Origin of the sequence: Cobetia sp. 5-11-6-3 (genome assembly GCF_013374055.1) — a bacterium.
Classification (GTDB): Bacteria; Pseudomonadota; Gammaproteobacteria; order Pseudomonadales; family Halomonadaceae; genus Cobetia; species Cobetia marina.
The window spans coordinates 26,958-43,532 of the sequence record NZ_BLWJ01000001.1 but is presented as its reverse complement, the minus strand read 5'-3'; the positions used below and the strand labels follow the sequence as shown (position 1 = coordinate 43,532).

The 16,575-nt window shown below is 65.6% G+C and carries 10 protein-coding genes; all 10 read left to right on the top strand.

What is annotated here, in order from left to right:
* Positions 1 to 46 precede the first annotated feature (46 nt).
* The 10 genes from tssE (at position 47) to tssM (ending at position 16,521) form a co-directional block, all read left to right on the top strand.
* Positions 47 to 535 (top strand): type VI secretion system baseplate subunit TssE, encoded by a 489-nt coding sequence (gene tssE / locus HXS66_RS00160; protein WP_176502585.1) that lies wholly within the window; start codon positions 47 to 49, stop codon positions 533 to 535.
* On the top strand, positions 535 to 2,370 hold the full coding sequence (gene tssF, locus HXS66_RS00155; protein WP_084208887.1) for a type VI secretion system baseplate subunit TssF: 1,836 nt from the start codon (positions 535 to 537) through the stop codon (positions 2,368 to 2,370). The genes tssE and tssF overlap by 1 nt, the downstream gene beginning before the upstream one ends.
* Positions 2,334 to 3,461 (top strand): type VI secretion system baseplate subunit TssG, encoded by a 1,128-nt coding sequence (gene tssG, locus HXS66_RS00150; RefSeq protein WP_176502584.1) that lies wholly within the window; start codon positions 2,334 to 2,336, stop codon positions 3,459 to 3,461. The genes tssF and tssG overlap by 37 nt, the downstream gene beginning before the upstream one ends.
* Positions 3,458 to 6,154, top strand: a complete 2,697-nt coding sequence (gene tssH, locus HXS66_RS00145) for a type VI secretion system ATPase TssH (protein ID WP_176502583.1) — start codon at positions 3,458 to 3,460, stop codon at positions 6,152 to 6,154. The genes tssG and tssH overlap by 4 nt, the downstream gene beginning before the upstream one ends.
* A 10-nt stretch (positions 6,155 to 6,164) precedes the next feature.
* Positions 6,165 to 6,773: a type VI secretion system lipoprotein TssJ gene (gene tssJ / locus HXS66_RS00140; protein WP_164850341.1), complete on the top strand. Its 609-nt coding sequence runs from the start codon at positions 6,165 to 6,167 to the stop codon at positions 6,771 to 6,773.
* A gap of 72 nt (positions 6,774 to 6,845) precedes the next feature.
* Positions 6,846 to 8,189 carry a type VI secretion system baseplate subunit TssK gene (gene tssK, locus HXS66_RS00135; protein WP_136938001.1) on the top strand — a complete coding sequence of 448 codons (1,344 nt, stop codon included), beginning with the start codon at positions 6,846 to 6,848 and terminating at the stop codon, positions 8,187 to 8,189.
* Positions 8,186 to 8,968, top strand: coding sequence for a type IVB secretion system protein IcmH/DotU (gene icmH / locus HXS66_RS00130; protein WP_176493131.1), 783 nt, complete (start codon positions 8,186 to 8,188; stop codon positions 8,966 to 8,968). The genes tssK and icmH overlap by 4 nt, the downstream gene beginning before the upstream one ends.
* 11 nt (positions 8,969 to 8,979) lie before the next feature.
* The gene (locus HXS66_RS00125; protein ID WP_176502582.1) at positions 8,980 to 13,008 is read left to right on the top strand and encodes a type VI secretion protein IcmF/TssM N-terminal domain-containing protein; all 4,029 of its coding nucleotides are present in this window, start codon (positions 8,980 to 8,982) and stop codon (positions 13,006 to 13,008) included.
* A gap of 4 nt (positions 13,009 to 13,012) precedes the next feature.
* Positions 13,013 to 14,032: a type VI secretion system-associated protein TagF gene (gene tagF, locus HXS66_RS00120; protein ID WP_176502581.1), complete on the top strand. Its 1,020-nt coding sequence runs from the start codon at positions 13,013 to 13,015 to the stop codon at positions 14,030 to 14,032.
* Entirely contained in the window at positions 14,029 to 16,521 is a 2,493-nt protein-coding gene (gene tssM / locus HXS66_RS00115) for a type VI secretion system membrane subunit TssM (RefSeq protein ID WP_176502580.1), read from the top strand. Before tagF ends, tssM begins: the two co-directional genes overlap by 4 nt.
* The last annotated feature ends 54 nt before the right edge of the window (positions 16,522 to 16,575 follow it).

Genomic DNA, 16,575 nt, shown 5'->3' with positions numbered 1-16,575 from the left:
CCAACGCCGGCCTGACGGTGCGGCTTATCGCCATGAAGGAGGCGACATGCGCACGAATGGCACCCGCCGCCTCATTCCCACCTTGTGGGATCGGTTGCAGGACGATGCTCCGCATCAGGGAGAAGCCGCCGAGGAGCAACGCTTCGTCAGTCTCGACGAGTACAAGCGCACCATCGTGCGTGACCTCGAGATTCTGGTGAACACGCGCAGCGAATTGCTGGGAGGGCGCTTGAATGACTTTCCCGGGTTGCGCGGCACGGTGCTGGGCTTCGGTCTGCCGGACTTTCTCGGCCGAGGCCTGCACAGCAGTGAAGACCGCCGCTTGATCCAGCGTCAGCTGGAGTACGCCATCGAAAGCAATGACCGTCGCTTTCGCAACGTGCAGGTCAAGCTGCTGGACCAGGATGGTCAGGATCGACTCCTGCGCTTTCGCGTCGAGACGCTCCTCGTCCTCAAGGATGCAACGCGGCAAGTGGCCTTCGATGCCGTGCTGCATGCCGACACTCAGCAATACAAAGTGCAGAACCTTTCCTGATGCTTGATGAACTGCTGCCTTATTACGAACAAGAGATCTCGCACCTGCGCTTTCTGGGCCGGGAGTTCGCACGAGAGTACCCCAAGATTGCCGCACGACTGCAATTGGAAGGCGACCACTGCGAAGACCCGCACACCGAGCGTCTGGTCGAGTCCTTCGCGTTCCTGTCGGCACGGGTTCACAAGAAGCTGGATGATGATCTGCCGGAAATCGTCGAGGCCTTCCTCGATGTGCTCTACCCCCATTACCTGCGACCGACGCCTTCGCTGTCGATCGCACAGCTCGACCCCGGCGAGCAGACCTCGCTGACCGGGCGCTATCAGGTCGCGCGGCACACCGAGATGTTCTCGCGTCCGGTGGAAGGCGTAGCCTGCCGTTTCCGTACCTGCTATCCGGTGGATGTGTGGCCGCTGCGCGTGGAAAGCGCCGGCTTCTCGCTGCTGGAACGCTCGGCCTTCAATGGTCGCGACAAGGACAGCGTCGCGCGACTGGATCTGGCCTTCGAGGCCTTGAACGACCAGTCGGTGGGCAGCTTCGGGATCGACCGCCTGCGCCTGTTCCTGGACGGCGAGGGTGCCTTGATGCACCCGATGTACGAACTGCTGTTCAACAATCTGACCCGCCTGAGCGTCAGCTTCGATGAGGGCGGCCAGCGCCGAGAAGTCGCGCTGCCGACGGATTCGCTCACGCCGGTCGGGTTCGCGCCCGAGGAAGGATTGATCGATTACCCCGAGCGCTCCTTCCTCGGCTATCGCCTGCTGCACGAGTATTTCACCTTCCCCGACAAGTTCATGTTCTTCGATGTCGAAGGGCTGACACGTCTGCTGGCACGCGCCAGCGGCACGCGTTTCGAGCTGCACTTCCACTTCGCGGACTATGCGCTGGACGAGCGTCTGTCGCGGCTGTCCCAGAGTCTGGGGCGCAATCATTTCCGCCTCGGCTGCACGCCGGTGATCAACCTGTTCGAGCGTCAGGCCGAGCCGATCCTGCTCACCCATACCCAGGCGGAATATCCGGTGGTGGCCGATGTGCGCAATCCGCACGGCGCCGAGGTGATCTCGATCGACCGCGTCACGCGCGTACAGAAGACCGCCGAACGCGATCACGTGCGCTATTGCCCGCCGTTCTTCGAGCCGCAGGGCAGTGCGCCGTCACGCGAGACCAGCTACTGGCTGTCGCGGCGGGTGCCGTCCGCCCGTGAGCGGGATGCCGGCACCGAGCTGCTGCTGCGCCTGGCGGATCGTGAGCTCAATGCCATCGACGCCACCAGTGACGTGCTTAGCCTCAAGCTGACCTGCAGCAATCGTGACCTGCCGCAGCGACTGAGCTTCGGCCATCCGCGCGGTGACTTCACGCTGCCGCGCGAGCAGGTGGTCAAGGCTATTCGCTGCCTGCGCAAGCCCACGCCCTCGGCGCGGCCGCCGATGGGCAAGGGCGTCATCTGGCGCCTGATCTCGCATCTCTCGCTCAACCATCTGTCATTGGTGGAGCGTGGCCGCGATGTGCTGCTGGAAATGCTCTCGCTCTACAACTATCGCGATCTCGAGGCCACGCGTCGCCAGATCAACGGCATCGCCAGCATCCAGAGCGCACCGGCGATGACACGTATCGGGCATCCACGCCCGGCCTTCGTGCGCGGAACCGGCATCACGCTGGAGCTGGATGAACAGGAGTTCATCGGCAGCGGCATCTTCGTGTTCGGCATGGTGCTGGATCACTTCTTCGGGCAGTACTGCTCGCTCAACAGTTTCACCCGGCTGACATTGCGCAGCCGCCAGCGCGAAAAGGACGTCGTGACATGGCCCGCCAGAACCGGCACTCAGCCCCTGGTCTGATCGACCAGGCGCGCGCTGAGCCTTACCGGTTCAGCTTCTTCCAGCTGGTGCGATTGCTCCGGTTGCACTATAGCCGTGCCGGACGCCTCGAACCCGAGCTGCGCCCCCACGAGGACCCGCTGCGCTTTCGCAGCCAGCTGTCGCTGAACTTCCCGGCCAGCGAAGTGAGTGATCTCGTGTTCGAGAGCGAGACATCGCGCTCGCCGACCGACCAGCCGCTGACCCAGGTGCAGGTCACCTTCATGGGGCTGGTGGGCCCGTCCGGTGTCCTGCCGCGTCCGTACACCGAGACGTTGATCGACCGCCACGTGCAGCTGCGCGATGACGGGGCTCATGCCTTCTTCGATCTGTTCTCGCACCGCATGACGGCGCTGTTCTATCAGGCGTGGCAGAAGTATCGCTTCCACATCGAGTATGAGCGTCGCGGCGAGACGGACTTCGAGCGCCAGCTGCTCGCGCTCAGCGGTGTCTCCGGGCGCTCCGCGCAGCTGCTGTTCGCGGGGGACGATGCCCTTGTCGACGAGAATCGCGACAACGCGGCACCCAGCCGGGGGCTCGGCAATCAGGACGGCCGAGAACTGCCGCGCGAGCTGTTCTCCTTCTTCGCCGGGCTGCTCGGTCAGCGGCCCCGCAATCAGCAGAACCTGACCACCTTGCTGGGCAGCTTCTTCGGCGTGCCGTGTGAGGTGAAGCCCTTTCAGGGGCGTTGGCTCGAGATCAGCGAGCCGGAGCTGACGCGCCTGGGGCAGGCCAATGCCCGGCTGGGACAGAGCGCCGTGGCCGGCAAGCGCGCCTGGGATTACCAGTCCTGCGTGCGCATCGCGGTCGGCCCCTTGCGCCTGGCGGACTTCCGCCGCTTTCTGCCCGGCGGTGAGGACCACCTGCGCATGACGGAACTGATCCGTTTCTATGTCGGGCCGGAGCTCGATTTCGAGCTGGAACTGCAGCTCGAGCCCAGTGAAGTGCCGCCGGCCCGCCTGGGAGATGCCGGTGGCATCTCGCTGGGCCGCCTCGGCTGGCTGGGCCAGACACCCCGCAGTACCACAGGCAATGTGCTGCTACGAATCCCCTTCGATGGAGTGACCCCGTGAGTCTCAAGACGCTATTCGCCAAGCTCAATGATGTCAGCCGCGGTGCCATGGAAGAGGCCGCTGGCCTGTGCCTGGCCAAGCGCCAGTATGAAGTCGATGTCGAGCATCTGCTGATCAAGCTGCTGGACGGTGACGACAACGACCTGCTGCGCATCGTGCGTCACTACTCGCTGGGGCTGGATCAACTCGCCGATCAGCTGGACCGCTCGCTGGAGCGTCTGAAGACGGGCAGCACCGCGACGCCGGCACTCTCACCGCATATCACGCGGCTGATCGAGAAGGCCTGGTTGATCGCCTCCATCGACCACGAAGTCGCGCATATCCGCAGCGGGCACCTGCTGCTGGCCCTGCTGGAAGACCCGGAACTGGCCCAGCGCGCAGGCCTGGGAGCTTCCGCGCTGGAGCGTTCGTTCGAGCCACGTCACGACACTCCGCTGGCGCGTATCGATGCCGCAGACCTGCGCCTGCATTTCACCAGCCTCTTGGCCGCAAGTCCCGAGGCCGAGCGCTCGCAGCCGACGCCATCCGCCGCGAGCAGCGGCGAGCAGACGGCAGGCGAGGGCGGTGGCGCTGCACGCCCGGGCAGTCACAAGACCCCGGCGCTGGATCAATACACCATCGACCTGACCGCCAGTGCGCGCGCCGGCAACATCGACCCGATTCTGGGGCGCGATGACGAAGTGCGCCAGATGATCGACATCCTGACGCGTCGTCGTCAGAACAACCCGATCCTCACCGGTGAGGCGGGGGTCGGCAAGACCGCCGTGGTCGAAGGGCTGGCACAGAAGATCGTCGCCGGGGAAGTGCCTGCGCCGCTGGCACGTGTCGAGCTGCGCACCCTGGATCTCGGCCTGCTGCAGGCCGGCGCCAGCGTGAAGGGCGAATTCGAGCAGCGCCTCAAGGACGTGATCGAGGAAGTGAAGCGCAGCCTGCACCCGATCATTCTGTTCATCGATGAAGCCCACACCCTGATCGGCAGTGGCGGTCAGGCGGGCCAGAACGATGCCGCCAACCTGCTCAAGCCCGCGCTGGCGCGTGGCGAGCTGCGCACCATCGCCGCCACCACCTGGGCCGAGTACAAGAAGTACTTCGAGAAGGACGCTGCCCTGGCGCGTCGCTTCCAGGTGATCAAGGTCGAGGAGCCGGCCGAGCCGCAGGCCATCGACATGCTGCGCGGGCTGGCGACGCGCATGCGCGATCACCACAAGGTCGAGATTCTCGATGACGCCATCGTGCAGGCGGTGCGTCTCTCCAGCCGCTATATCACCGGCCGTCAGCTGCCGGACAAGGCGGTCAGCGTGCTGGATACCGCCTGTGCGCGTGTTGCGCTGGGCCAGCAGACCACGCCGGCACCGCTGGAAGATGCCCGTCAGCGCCTGCGCGATCTCGAGGCCGAACGTGCGGCACTGGCTCGCGAGCACGAGCGCGGCGATGACCGCCATGCCCCGCGTCTGGACGAGATCGACAGTGAAGTGCTGGCGATCACCGCGCAGGTGACGGCGCTGGAAGCCGACTGGACACGTCAGCGTGAGGCCGTCGAGGCGGTGCTCAAGGCTGATGCCGCCCTGAACGCGGCCAACGAATCCGATGATGCCACCGGGCGTGACGCTGCCTTGGCCGAGCTGCGTGCCGCGCGTGAGGTATTGGAAGCCGCCGGTGGCGAGGCGCCGCTGGTGCACGCCTGTGTCGATGGCAACGCCATCGGCGAGGTCGTCGCCGCCTGGACCGGCATCCCGCTGGGCAAGATGCAGCGTGACGAGATCGACACCGTGCGTCGTCTGCCGGCACTGTTGGGCGAGCGCGTGCTCGGGCAGGACCACGCCCTGGAAGAGATCGGCCAGCGCATCAGCCTGTCGCGCGCCAGGCTCGAAGACCCCGACAAGCCGATCGGTGTCTTCATGCTGCTCGGCCCGAGTGGTGTCGGCAAGACCGAAACCGCGCTGGCCCTCGCCGACAGCCTGTACGGCGGTGAGCGCAATCTCATCACCATCAACATGTCCGAGTACCAGGAAGCCCACACCGTCTCCTCGCTGAAAGGCTCGCCGCCCGGCTATGTCGGCTATGGCGAAGGCGGCGTGCTGACCGAGGCCGTGCGTCGCAAGCCGTACAGCGTGGTGCTGCTCGATGAGGTCGAGAAGGCGCATCCGGACGTGCTGGAAGTCTTCTTCCAGGTGTTCGACAAGGGCGTGATGGAGGATGGCGAAGGGCGCGAGATCGACTTCCGCAACTGCGTCATCCTGCTGACCTCCAACGTCGGCACCGACGAGATCATGAACCGCTGCCTGGGCGTGGCGCCGCCGCCGGCACCGGAAGCGCTGGTCGAGGAGCTGCGCGACACCCTCAATGGCGTCTTCAAGCCGGCCTTCCTCGGCCGCCTCAAGGTCGTGCCGTACTACCCGGTCCACAGCGACATCCTGGCGCGCATCGTCGACCTCAAGCTGTCGCGTCTGGCGGAACGCTTCACGCGCAACCACGGCGCCCACCTGAGCTTCGCCCCGTCGCTGGCGACGCATATCGCCGAGCGCTGCACCCAGACCGACAGCGGTGCGCGCAGCATCGATCACCTGCTGAGTGGCTCGCTGATGCCGCCGCTGGTGGAGTGGGTGCTGGAACGCATGGCCGATCAGCAGCCGGTGGGCGATGTCAGCATCGCGCTGGATGACGCCGGCCAGTTCACCTACGAGATGCAGTGAGGAAGCCCACATGTCATTCCGGGGATATCACGTGAAGGCTGAGCGGCGCACCACGTCTCTGCGTCCGCGCCATTGGCTGCCCGTCATGTTGTGCGCCAGCCTGCTGCTCGGCGGCTGCGGGGTCGGCAGCCGTCTTGGCCAGCAGATGGATGGCACGGTGGGGGACATCCTGTTCCGTCAGGACGAGACGGTCGCCTTCACCCTCGATGCCGATGACTCGCTCAATCCGGATGTCGATGAGGCGTCACTGTCGGTGGTGGTGCGCATCTACCAACTGGATGCGAGTGAGGCCTTCACCAGCGCCTCGCCCGATGGCCTCTGGGATCACGCCGACAAGGTACTGGGCGACTCCCTGCTGGATACCCGCGAAGTGGTGATGGTGCCGGGCGGGCATGTCGTCGATGAGGCGCCGCTGAAGCCGGGCGCGCGGTACGTGGCGGTCGCGGCCTATTTCCGCCAGACCCCGGACGCGCGCTGGCGCGTGCTGTTCGATGCCGATGCGATGCGCAAGGACGGCCTGTTCACCTCACCGGACGGCGTCGAACTGACGCTGGCCGATCACTACATCACGGTGGCGCCCGACAGCGAAGACCTGCTGGCGACGACGACACCGCCATGAGGCGTGAGCCATTCCGCCTGACGGGCGGCACGTCACTGGCGACACCGGACGGACTTTATAAAGGATGGATTCGTGAGCAAGCATAATCGCGTGAGGTGGTCCGAGGGCATGTTCCTGCTGCCCCAGCACTTCCAGTATCAGGACGAGTATCACCAGTGGCAGCTCGGCGAGGCCAGCACGCGCAGCGGGCCCTTTGCCTTTGGCGTACAGCAGCTTGAGATCGATGAAAGCGCGCTGGCCCAGGGCCGCCTGCAACTGAGTCGCCTCAAACTGGTCTTCCCGGATGGCACGCTGTTCGATGCCCCCCAGCACGATAGCCTGCCGCGGGCGCGTGACCTGGGAGAGCTGGCCGGCCACAGCGAGATCAAGGTGCATGCTGCGCTGAGCCTGGTACAACCCTACGCCGGCAATGTGCAGGAAGATGAGCAGCAGCGCGGTGCCCGTCGTCGCTTCCGTCAGCGCTTCGATTCCCTGCCGGACCTGCTGGACGGCGATGGCGAGAACGAGCTGAGCCTGCTGGAACTCAATGTGCGTCTGTTGCTGGAAGGCGATGACCTGGAGGGCAGCACGCATTGTCCGCTGGCCGTGCTGACGCGCAATGCCGCCGGTGGCTTCTCGGTCTCGCCGCGCTTCGTGCCGCCTGCGCTTCACCTCTCGAGCAGCGAGACGCTGATGGCCATGGGCCAGCGCCTGGCCGGCATGCTGCAGGCCAAGCACGAGACGCTGTCCGGACGTCGCCGCGAGCGCGCCGATCAGGTCGCGGAATTCGGCTCAAGCGACGTGGCGCTGTTCTGGCTGCTGCATACGGTCAACCGTGCCTACCCGGCGCTGGCGCATCTGCTGCAACACCCGCAGCAGCATCCTGAGAAGCTCTACACCTTCCTGTCGGATCTGGTCGCCAGCCTGATGACCTTCTCGATGGATTACCGCCTGAGTGACCTGCCGCCGTACCGCCATGAAGACCCGGTCCAGTCATTGACGACGCTGGAAACCATGGCGCGCGAGCTGCTGGACACCGTGGTGCCCAACCAGTACATCCCCATCGCGCTGGAACAGACCAAGCCGTCCTACTACATCGCTCACCTGCACGATGCGCGTCTGGTGGATGCCGACTTCTACATCAGCGTGCATGCCGACATGCCCGGCGCCAAGTTGCTGGAGCTGGTGCCGCGTGCCTTCAAGGTCGGCTCGCCGGATGACATCGAGGTGGTGGTCAACAGCGCCATGCCCGGCGGCTCGCTGGTACACGCCTCGCGTCTGCCCACCGCGATTCCCTCGCGCCTCGATAACCACTATTTCGCGCTGGAACCCCAGGGCCGCATGTATGAACGCATGATGGCCGCGCAGGCCATCGCCTTCTACGTGCCCGGCGGTTTCCACAACCTCAAGATTGAATTGATGGCGGTGCTGAAATGACCCAGACCACGGCAACCCAGCCGAGCGACACGGCGGCACATCATCCTTCCCGGGCGCCTTCCCAAGGAAGTGGCGGCGCGGGTAGATCCGGCGCATCGGTCCCGGCGGACACGCGTCTGCGCACGCTGTCCCAGGATTTCTTCTCGCTGATCCTGATGATTCGTCGCGGCAGTGAAGCGCGCAACGTCGATGAGTTCCTGACCCGGGTCGCCGACTACTTCCGCGAGCTGGAAGCCCAGGCACTGGCGGTCGGTTACAGCATGGATCAGGTGCGTGACGCCCAGTACGCGCTGTGCGCCTTCCTCGATGAAAGCGTGCTGGGGGCCGGTGCCAGCAACATTCGCCAGCATCTGGAGCTGCATCCGCTGCAGTACACCTACTTCGGCGTGCATCTGGCGGGTGAGGGCTTCTTCGAGCGTCTCGAGGCACTGCGCACCGACGTCAAGGCCAACCTGGATGTGCTGGAGGTCTATCACCTGTGTCTGGCGCTGGGCTTCGAGGGCAAGTTCCGCCTCGAACACCGTGATCAGCTGCGCTACGTGGCCAGCACGCTGGGCCAGGACATCGCGCGCTACCGTCAGACATCCGACGTGCTGGCACCGGGCTGGCAATTGCCGGACCAGGTCGGTCAGCTGCTGCGTTATGAAATTCCGGTCTGGGTCTATCTGCTGGTGATCGCGCTGTGCTGCGGGGCGGTCTATCTGGTGCTCGACAACCTGCTGGATACTCAGGTCACGGCGCTCATCGAGCGACTGTCGTCCCTGTTCGCAACGACATGAGGCGTGACGGAATGAAACGGGTGCTGGGGTTCCTCAAGAGTTTCTGGTTGGCGTCGTCACTGCTGTGGCTGGCCGGTGTCGTGCTGTGCGTCTGGTGGGTGCCACGTCTGGGTGGCTCGCTGGAGCGCCTGGCCATCGCCGTGGCGCTGCTGACCGCGGTGTGGCTGCTGGCCATCGTGCTGCGCAAGTATCGCAAGGTGCGCGCCGAGCGGGATCTGGAAGACCTCGTCCAGCTGGAAGTGGACCGCGAAGCCGCGGATGCTGCCACCGAAGCCGGCGATTACGAAGTGCTGCGTGAGCGTCTCAAGTCGGCGCTGCGCATGCTGCGTGCCCAGCGTGGTCTGCACAAGGGTGGCAGTGCCTCGCTCAGCGATCTGCCCTGGTATCTGGTGCTGGGTCTGTCGTCCTCCGGCAAGACCTCGCTGCTGACGCGCTCCGGCCTGAGCTCCAGCGTGGCGGGGCTAGGCGGGGATTCCGGCACCCAGTACTGCGACTGGTACTTCGGCAACGACGCCCTGATGATCGACACCGCCGGGCGTTATGTGGCCGAAGAGCAGCCGGCGCGTGCCTTCGCCGACTTCCTGCGTCTGCTGGCACGCCGTCGGCGGAGTGCGCCCATCAATGGCCTGGTGGTGGTGGTGGATCTGCCGGCACTGCTGCATGCGCCGCGTGACGAGAATCATGCGCTGGCACGCCAGCTGATCGAGCGCATCAATGACTTCCGTGATGCGCTGGATGCCTCGCCGCCGGTCTATCTGATGTTCACCAAGGCGGATCAGCTGCCGGGCTTCACCGCCGCGTTCAATACGCTGGACAGCGATGCCCGCCATGCGCCGTGGGGCATGACGTTCTCGGTGGCCGAGGCGCGTCGCGAGGGTGTCGTGGCAGCCTTCTCCCGGCATTTCCCCAAGATGGTGGCGGGGCTGCGTGGTCATGTGGAAGCCGCCCTGCGTGAGCGTGGCCAGCAGGCGGACAGCGAGCTTTTGCACTTCCCGGAATACATCGCCGAGATGGAAGGCCTGCTGGCCGACTTCCTGGAGCCCTTCGATCTGCGTCGCAACAGTGCCCGCGGGCCGCTGACGCGTGGCGTCTATTTCACCAGTGCGCTGCAGGACGGCAGTGCGATGCCGGCGATTCTCGATGAGCAGGTCCGTCAGGGCTTTGCGCTCAAGGAACCGGCGGGCACCCAGGCGGCGACGCCAGCCTCAGCGACGGCGACGGTCAGTGATCGCCCCTATTTCGTCGGCGGTGTCTTCCGTGACGTGATGATTCCGGACCGCAACCTGGTGCGTCACTACGCGCGCGATGGTCAGCGGCGTTCCCTGAACCCGCTGTTGATCGGCGTGGGCGGGGTGGCAGGTGCGGTGACGCTGGGCCTGCTCGGCAACGCCTATTACCAGAGTCGCACCAGTCTCGAGGCCGTCGATGCGCAGCTGACATCGCTTGATGGCGCCGTGACCCCCAGCGTGCAGCTCGACCTGCTCCACGCTGAGCTGTCGCGTGTGCGTCAGGCCCGCGAAGAGGGCGGTCTGCCCTGGTATCAGCACATGGGACTGGATGGCGGAGAGCGTCTGAGCGCGACGCTTGAAGCACAGTACTTCGCGACCCTCAAGCAGCAGATTCTGGCACCGCTGGCGGAAGATCTCGACGCTCGCCTGCGGGCGGTCGGGCGTCTGGCGGTCTCGCTGGGCATCGTCTCCGAGTCCGCTTCGCGGCGCACCCGTGGCGAGGACGTAGGTGAGGGCGCTGGATCCGGGGGCGATGCCTCGCGGACATTGGTCGCCGATGGCAAGTCACTGCTGACCTCGAGCGGCGAGCGCCTGCGTCAGCGTCTCACCGAGCGCCCGACGCTGGGCAGCGTGCCGCGCTCACCGGGCGAACTGGCCAGTCAGCTCAAGGGCGAGGCGGATTACCGCCTGCGCGGCGGCGTCAATGACGCCTACTGGAGCACCCGACAGCAGGGGCGTGAAGCGCTGCGTGACAAGGCCGAGAATTTCCGTGGCTCGTCCGCGGAACTGGGCGGCGATGGCACCGTGGCGGGTGAGGGGGGCAGCCCGGACGGCGGCATGCCGGGCGGTCCGGCCTTCTCCAGTGAAGTGCTCAACCAGCTGACGCCGGAGCAGGTCGCCGGGCTGATCGATGCCTACGATGCGCTCAAGCTCTATCTGATCCTGAGCGAGCCTGCGGAACATCCGGACGTCGCCTTCGTGCGCGAAGCCCTGCCGCGCGCCTGGCATCAGCTGGCGGACAGTCACCGCCGTGTGCCGGGGGGAGATCAACGCATCGCCGACAATGTCGCGCTCTACAGCGAATATCTGGCGCAGGGCAAGGCTCCTGCTCTGGTGCGGGATGAGGATCGCGTCGCGCGTTCCCGCCGTGACCTCAAGGCCTTCCTGCTCGACAACTCGCCGGCGGAGCGGGAATACCTGCGTCTGCGTCTGGCGGCCGAAGCCCGTTTCCCGTCGATGACGCTCTCGGTGATGCTGCCCGAAGAGGGCGCACGTGGCTTGCTGTACGCCGGCGAATCCGTGCCGGCCTTCTTCACGCGTCGCGTGTGGGAAGAGTTCGTGCGTCCCGAGTTGCTCAAGACGCTGAGTTCTGACCTGCCGGTGGAGCATGACTGGGTGCTGGAAGACGAGAACCCGGATGCCGAGCAGGGCAAGACCGAATTCGCCGAGGCGATTCTGGCGCATTACAAGCGTGACTATGCCGAGGCCTGGGAGCGCTTCCTGGCCGATGTCGGCGTGCGTCGCTTCGAAGGTCTGGCGCTCTCGCGTCAGCGTCTGGCGCGCTTCAGCGACTATCAGCGCTCACCGCTCAAGACACTGCTGGCCGTGGTGGATGACAACACCCGCTGGGACAGCCGCGATGCCGAGGCCCGCAAGACGCCCCAGCCACGCGAAGCCGAGGGTGACGCACCGGCCCCGGCGGCCGAGTCGGCGGGCCTGTGGGATCAGGCGCTGGCGTGGGTCGAGGAGGATGGCAGTCAGCTGGCACAGCGTACCGGCGCATTGCAGGGCCTGCCGCACGTGCACGACGGGAAGCTGGCGGACCACTTCGCGCCGGTCGCCAGCCTGTTTGCCCAGGATGAGGGGCAGGATGGCGATGCCTCGGTCATGAACCGCTACCAGCTGCGCCTGCGTCAGCTCAAGGTACGTCTCGACGGACTGGAGCGTGGCGATGTCGGCAAGCGTACCAAGCAGCTGCTGGCGGAGATGATCGGCGGCAAGCCCAATGAGATCTCGGCGGCGCGTGATTATGTGGCCGCCAATGTCGATACCTCGCAGGAGCCGCTGGTGCAGTCACTGCAACGTCTGTTCCTTGCGCCCATCGATTACTCCGTGGCCAGTCTGCAGGGACCGGTGGCCTCACAGCTGGCCGCCGCCTGGGGTGAGCAGGTCGTCTCACCCTGGCATCGCATGGTCAGTGGCCGCTATCCGGTCAGCGATTCCGCCAACGAGACCTCGGTGCGTGACCTGCGTCAGTTCATCGACCCCGATAGCGGTCTGCTGACCCGCTTCGACAATGAAGAAGTCGGCAACCTGGAAGAGGGTGAGCAGGACGGTACGCCGCTGGTGGACCCCAAGATCACCGCCACCATCACCAAGGGCACGGCAGTGGGCCGGGTGCTGGAGAGTCTGGCGGATGTGGAGAACGGCTTCGAGATCATGATCCGGCCTTCCTCCCGGCTGATCTCGATCGAGCTGACGCTGGACGGTCAGCAGCAGACCTATCGCAATGGTCGTCAGCACTGGCAGCGCTTCGTCTGGCCGGGTGATCCGGAAGTCTCCGGCGCCCGACTGGAGGTGGTGACACGTGACGGCCGCCGCATCACCGTCTTCAACTTCCCCAATCGCTGGAGCCTGTTGAAGCTGATCGAGTCCGCGGACGTGACAGACCTGGATACCGCCCGTCAGCGCTTCACCTGGTACACCCCGGTGGGCCCGGTGAGCTTCGAGGCGCGCAACTTCGGTGGCGTGAAACTGACGGACCTGAAGCAGGTGCGCAACCTGTCCATGCCCTCGGTCGCCGGGAGATGACCGCATGATCGGCTTCTTCGGCAAGCTGCCCGGCAGCGCTGACTTCATCGCCCATCACGCGGGCCACAAGGACATCCGGGAACTGGATGGCTGGTGGCAGCGGGCGCTGAATCGCATGGCCGAGCGCGACGAAGACTGGCAGGCACGTTTCGATGCCTTGCCGCTGTGCTTCTTTCACTACCGCGCCAGCGGTGGGGCCTGGTTGATGGGCGCCATGTCGCCCTCGCAGGACGCCTCCGGGCGACGCTACCCGCTGCTGGTCTTCCAGCGGCTGGCCGTCTCGCCGGTGGTGGAGGGCAGTGTCGGGGTGCATACCCTCGGCGAGACCTTCGCCGGGCAGGTGCGGGAGTTGCTGCGCGATGTGATGCATTGCGCAGACCCCCTGAAGGCACAGGAGCGTCTGCTCACGGGAATCGAGGCGCTACGCCCGCTGGATGATTCCGATCTCAAGCTGCATCGGCGTCTGTTCGCGCGCTTTCTGGAAGACGTGCGCTATGGGGACCTCACGCGGGCGCTGGCCAGTGGCTTCCCCGACGTGAGCGCCCAGCGACTGACGCAGGACATGCAGGCATCGCGCCGGCAGCTGGCGACAGGGGGCGCGCGTGATGACACCCGGGGGCAGGCGGCATTGCCACTGCCACCGGAGCGCGCGCTGAAGCGTCCCGCGGCGGACCTGTGGCTGCACTGGCTGGAGCATGACAATGGCGCGCCGGGGCAGATCAGCGTGATCGTCGATGACTTCATGCGCCCGACATTGATGCGCTTCACGCGTGACGATCATGACGCACTGCGCATTCTGGCGGGCTCCGCCTTCGAGGTGCTCGGGCCCTGGCGCCTGCTTGGCAGCGGGGAGCCTCACGCTGGCCCGCTGGAGGCGTCTCACGCCTCGACACTGGGCATGGGAGCCTACATCGCCGCTCTGTCAGATGACCGGAAAGATGACCCGGGGCCGCAGGGGACAAGGGCGGGCAGTGACGACACGGTATTCGGCGACATACCCAAGGATGAATCGGCACCGACATGAACAAGTTCAAGCTTCACGTTCTCAAGTACTACCTCCTCAAGTACCGCCCGTATTGGCTGGGCGTGCTGTTCTTCCTTGGCATCTTCGTGGTCTGGGGCGCCGGTGTCGGACTCGGCTTCTCGTCACTGGACAGTCTGCTGGTCGGCATTCTGGCGTTTCTGGTGGCCTCAGCCCTGTATCTGCTGCTGCTCTATCGCGGGGTGGGAGAGCGCAAGGATGTCGAGTCGCTGTTGATCCAGAACGCCGATGACGCCGTGCTCAGCGCCGCACCCCAGGACCGCGAGGAAGTCAGCCTGCTGCGCGAGCGCCTGCTGGCCGCGCTGGATCGCATGCGCAAGAGTGCCAGCGAGAAACGCGGTGGCTGGTTCACTCGTCAGGGTGATCTGCTCTATACGCTGCCCTGGTATCTGGTGATCGGTCAGCCGGCCGTGGGCAAGAGCACGCTGGTGTCGCGCTCCGGACTCGATTTCCCCTTCGCGGAGCGGGAAAGCGCACGTGTCGCGGGCATCGGCGGCACCCGTCACTGTGACTGGTTCTTCAGCAGTGAGGCCGTGCTGCTGGATACCGCGGGGCGTTATGTCAGCTCCGAGGAGGAAGTCGGCAAGTGGCGTGCCTTCCTCGACATGCTGCGTCGCTATCGTCCGCGTCAGCCGCTCAACGGGTTGATCGTCGCGGTCAGCATCGATGAGGTGCTCCAGAACCGCCATGACGTCGAGGCCCTGGCCCATCAGCTGCGCGAGCGTATCCAGGAAAGCTACGAGCGTCTGGGCGCCGCGCTGCCCATCTATCTGGTGTTCACCAAGAGTGACCACATCCCGGGCTTCCGCGAGTTCCATGCCCAGCTGGCACCGGCGCAGCGCGATGAAGTGCTGGGCATGAGCTTCCCGCACCAGGGCTATGCCGAGGCGGATTGGCGTACTCGTTTCAGTGAGGCGATGACTCGCCTGGTGGCACGTTGTGCGGGCACCGGTGAGCGCTGTCTGGTGGAGGGCGACATCGTGCGCACCCGCGAGGCCCCGGCGGCGGTGGAATTCCCGCGTGAGCTTGAAGCGCTGGCACCGCATCTGACCGATTTCGTCACCGAGCTGCTCAAGGTCAATCCCTATCAGGCAGCGCCGCTGCTGCGCGGGTTCTACTTCACCAGTGCGCTCTCCGAGGGGCAGGCCAGCACGGCAGCCCATGGGCGTAACGTGGCGTCACGCTTTGCCGTCACCGAGCGTCATGCGCCGGGCCATCAGGATGGCAAGCCGCTGTTCGTCTCGGGGCTGTTCTCGCGGGTATTGCTGCCGGATCAGCATCTGGTCGGCCTGTATGGCGGCGCCAACCTGCAGCGTCGGCGTCAGCTGCGCTGGGTGTGGCTGGCGCTGGCACTTGCCGGAGCGATGTGTCTGGCCTGGGCGGTGTCCTTCACCGCCAACACCCACGAGCTCGGGGCGCTGGATCAGGCCCTGGATGCCGCCTACGAGGAAGATGCCGGCGAGCCCGATGCCTATGCCCAGTGGGCGACGCTGGATGCCCTGCGTGACAGCGCGGCCCGCTACGATGCTCGCCATCACGAGCATGGCGTGCCCTGGTCGCTCGGTTTCGGGCTCTATGAAGGCGAGACGCTGGAACCCGCGCTGCGCGATGTCTATTTCGGCGCGCTGCGTCAGATGATGCTGGTGCCGATCGCCAGCAACCTCAACCAGTCGCTGTTCATGCTGCCGACCATCAGCGTGCATGACCGCGAGGACGGGCCGCGCGAGACGGATATCCATGTCCCGGGAGTCGAGGACCACGCTCAGCCGCGTGACAACTCGGCCCAGGCGCTGGCGGACTTCGGCAACAACACCCTGAAGACCTACCTGTCCCTGTCGCGCACGCCGCGCGAGGACATCGAGGCGGACTGGTTGCGCAGCGAGATGCCGGTCTACTGGTACCCGGCCATCACCCAGGGAGAGGATGTGCCGCGCGATAGCCGTGATCTGGAATATGCCAGCCGTCAGGTCAACTTCTATGCCGAGCAGGTGGTGCGCCCGGACGTGCCGCGTCTGGAAGACAACACCTTCCTGGTGTCATCCAGTCGCAACTACATCGATGGTCTGCTGGACCGCTCCCTGAGCACCGTCGAGACCATCACGCTGGAATCCGACACCCTGTTCGCCTTCGGGCGTGCGGATTACTCGGGCCTGCAGGGCGAGGGGCAGCGTCAGCTGAATGCCATCGCCGAGCGGCTTTCCAACACGCCGAATCTGGGCCGCATCACCATCACCGGCCACGCCGACCCGATCGGCTCGGCCGTGGTCAATCGCCAGCTCTCGCTGCAACGTGCCGAGACCGTGCGCACCTATCTGGTGGGCAAGGGGCTGCCGGGTGAGCTGATCGGTGCGGAAGGGGCCGGCAGCGATCGTCCGCTGGTCAAGTGCGATGGCCAGATGTCACGAGCGGAGAGAATCGCCTGTCTGGCCCCCAATCGTCGTGTCGAGATTGAAGTGCGTGCACTGAACTGATCAGTCCAGACCTGACCTGAACAGAACACAACAGAACTGACGGGCAGCGCCCAA

Coding starts and splice junctions, on each gene's coding strand:
- icmH (WP_176493131.1), top strand. CDS start 8,186: ATGACCCAGACCACGGCAACCCAGCCGAGCGACACGGCGGCACATCAT.
- tssF (WP_084208887.1), top strand. CDS start 535: ATGCTTGATGAACTGCTGCCTTATTACGAACAAGAGATCTCGCACCTG.
- tagF (WP_176502581.1), top strand. CDS start 13,013: ATGATCGGCTTCTTCGGCAAGCTGCCCGGCAGCGCTGACTTCATCGCC.
- tssE (WP_176502585.1), top strand. CDS start 47: ATGCGCACGAATGGCACCCGCCGCCTCATTCCCACCTTGTGGGATCGG.
- tssG (WP_176502584.1), top strand. CDS start 2,334: ATGGCCCGCCAGAACCGGCACTCAGCCCCTGGTCTGATCGACCAGGCG.
- HXS66_RS00125 (WP_176502582.1), top strand. CDS start 8,980: ATGAAACGGGTGCTGGGGTTCCTCAAGAGTTTCTGGTTGGCGTCGTCA.
- tssM (WP_176502580.1), top strand. CDS start 14,029: ATGAACAAGTTCAAGCTTCACGTTCTCAAGTACTACCTCCTCAAGTAC.
- tssJ (WP_164850341.1), top strand. CDS start 6,165: ATGTCATTCCGGGGATATCACGTGAAGGCTGAGCGGCGCACCACGTCT.